General features: G+C 38.6%; 2 protein-coding genes and 1 pseudogene. All 3 read right to left on the reverse strand.

What is annotated here, in order from left to right; all coding sequences use genetic code 11:
• Positions 1–288: 288 nt before the first annotated feature.
• Positions 289–630 (reverse strand): ATP-dependent Clp protease adapter ClpS, encoded by a 342-nt coding sequence (gene clpS, locus AFK68_RS03365; protein ID WP_094671592.1) that lies wholly within the window; start codon positions 628–630, stop codon positions 289–291.
• A gap of 122 nt (positions 631–752) precedes the next feature.
• Positions 753–2,128: glycerol kinase GlpK (gene glpK / locus AFK68_RS03370; RefSeq protein WP_143437476.1), on the reverse strand; the 1,376-nt coding region annotated here is incomplete at its 5' end.
• Position 2,129: 1 nt separating this feature from the next.
• A pseudogene (locus tag AFK68_RS03375) lies at positions 2,130–2,476 on the reverse strand (FGGY family carbohydrate kinase); the annotation flags it as partial.
• Positions 2,477–2,853: the final 377 nt, after the last annotated feature.

The following is a 2,853-nucleotide window of genomic DNA, read 5'->3' on the forward strand; positions in this document are numbered from 1 at the left end:
TTTACCGAATAATTAAGGTTTAAAGCCTCTCATGATCAAGGAGAAACAATGAATTTATTTTCCTTTTATTCAATCCTCTTCCTTTTAGGGAGAGATAATTATCAATTATCCATTATTGAAAGGTATTTATTCAGTAAGTGAAGCTCTCTCCCGTTAAATCAAAGATTATAACAGGAGCTTCACAATTATCCGAGCAATCAGTTTGAAAACCCCATAGTCTTTACTGTATCTAGAATTGGTTAAGGTTGAATCCTCAATAAGATTTAATGTAAAAAGCCACAACCTTCTTCAAGCTTTTTCCAAGGGGGCCATTGTTAAGCCAGCGCGACTCAATTGCTGATGGTACAATTCTGCTTGTTCTAGAGGTCCAACCCAGACGATCGCTTGACCTTCGTTATGAACCTGGTGAGTTAGTTCCCAAGCAAGATCGCTTGTCATGCCAGGAATATATTTTTGTAGACATTCGGCGACGTGCTTAAATGTATTTACATCGTCATTCAGAACAATGACTTTGTAGTTGGGATATGGCTTATTAACAACTTGACCAGACTGTTTAGGAGCAAGAGTTGCAGATGAACTACCCCCTCCTCCAATTGCGACAATTCCTGTGATGGAATTTTTAGGACTCATAGGACTATTCTCCTTTATACATCAATAAAATTACAAAATTACATTGGGATAATTTATACATATTTTAGCTGGTTAAGGTAGGGAACGAGTGTAGCGCTACGCGCAAGTCAGAAAGTCAACAATTATTCAATCCAATTCTTTGCCCTACTAACAGCTTTTTGCCAAACGACAAAACTCTCCTGAGCTGATTGAAAATTTTCACTAGGATTAAATACCTGCTCTGGTTGACTATTACTCAGCAATTTCTGATAATCATCCCACAAACCAACTGTCAAACCAGCAGCAAAAGCAGCACCTTGAGCTGTAGCATCAATAAAAGCAGGGCGCTCAACCGGAATACCCAACAAGTCTGCCTGAAATTGCATCAAAAAATTATTTTGAGAAGCTCCACCATCGACTTTAAGATTTGCTATGGAGAACTTACTATCCTTATTCATAGCATCCACAACTTCTTTAACTTGAAAAGCGATCGCTGACAAAACTGCTCTGACGATATGTTCTCGTTGCACACCCCCAGTAATTCCTAGAAAAGCACCGCGAGCATTCATATCCCAATGGGGTGCCCCCAAACCACTTAAAGCAGGTACAAAATAAACACCATTAGTATCTTTTACTTGTAGCGCCAAATGTTCGGTTTCTGCTGCGGAGTCAATAATTTTCATCCCGTCGCGCAACCACTGAATACAAGCTCCTGTCGTAAACATTGCTCCTTCTAAGGCGTAAGTTGTTTTAAGTTTACCGTTGACTTCCTGACTCCAAGCTATAGTTGATAAAAGTTGATTTTGAGATTTAGTCAGACTATCTCCAGTATTTGCAATTAAAAAGCTACCTGTACCATAAGTGCATTTTGACATTCCTGGTAAGTTGCAACCATGAGCAAATAAGGCAGCTTGTTGGTCTCCTAACACTGTAGCGATGGGAATTGATACGCCGAATAAATCTGGTTTAGTATGACCGAATATGCCAAAACTAGGTTTAATTTCTGGCATTATTTCTCTAGGTATTTGAAACAGGTCTAATAATTCCTTATCCCAGTCTAGAGATTCGATATTCATTAACATTGTACGACTGGCGTTACTATGGTCTGTGGCGTGAACTTTTCCACCAGTTAGTTTCCACAAAATCCAAGTATCGATAGTACCTGCTAAAATATTTTTGAGGTCAATATTGAGTTTTTCTCGCTTTACCCAGTCTAGCAACCAAGATAGTTTAGTAGCAGAGAAATAAGCATCTAAAATTAATCCGGTGCGCTGATGAATTTTTTCTGCTTCACCTTTTGCTGCTAATTCTCGACATAAGGATGCAGTACGACGATCTTGCCAAACGATGGCTTTGTGGAGGGGTTTCCCTGTGGTTTTATCCCAAAGAAGACAAGTTTCTCGTTGTACTGTTAAACCGATCGCTTCTACCTTTGAAGCGGAAATTTCAGTATCTCGGAAAACTCGCTCTATCATTGCATAAGTGTCTTCCCAGATTTCTTCAGCATCATGTTCTAACCNCGACATAAGGATGCAGTACGACGATCTTGCCAAACGATGGCTTTGTGGAGGGGTTTCCCTGTGGTTTTATCCCAAAGAAGACAAGTTTCTCGTTGTACTGTTAAACCGATCGCTTCTACCTTTGAAGCGGAAATTTCAGTATCTCGGAAAACTCGCTCTATCATTGCATAAGTGTCTTCCCAGATTTCTTCAGCATCATGTTCTAACCAACCCGGATATGGATAATATTGGGTAAGTTCTTTGTAAACTTGACCGACACTAGCACCTTGAGAGTTGAATAATATTGCTCGGTTGCCTGTTGTACCCAGGTCGAGCGCAAGAATATATTTTTCTGTATCTGTAGTCATCATACCGTTTCATAGAAGTTATAAAGTCAAAAGTTTATTGTATGAACTGAAAATTTTAGTTGATAATAAGATAGTCTTGCATAGTAATGGTACATGGGGATGAACAATGTCTAGCAAGGGAGCAAGATGCTCTCACTGCTATTTTCTTGCAATCATTTACAGCCACTTGAGCTGATAGCTGAATGCTGAATGCTTAAAGCTATACTTGTTTTTTATTTACCATAATTACTGGTATTTTGACTAGGATTTTTAACTTTTCTTATTACTTTGGCAAATTAGCGATCGCCAATTTGCATTATTGTACATTGGGCAAATATATACTCATCAAGAAACTGTTGATTAAATGATAATTTAATTATCTATGGCTTTTATCGAGT

Source organism: Hydrocoleum sp. CS-953 (assembly GCF_002260545.1).
In the GTDB taxonomy this organism is placed as follows: domain Bacteria; phylum Cyanobacteriota; class Cyanobacteriia; order Cyanobacteriales; family Microcoleaceae; genus Trichodesmium.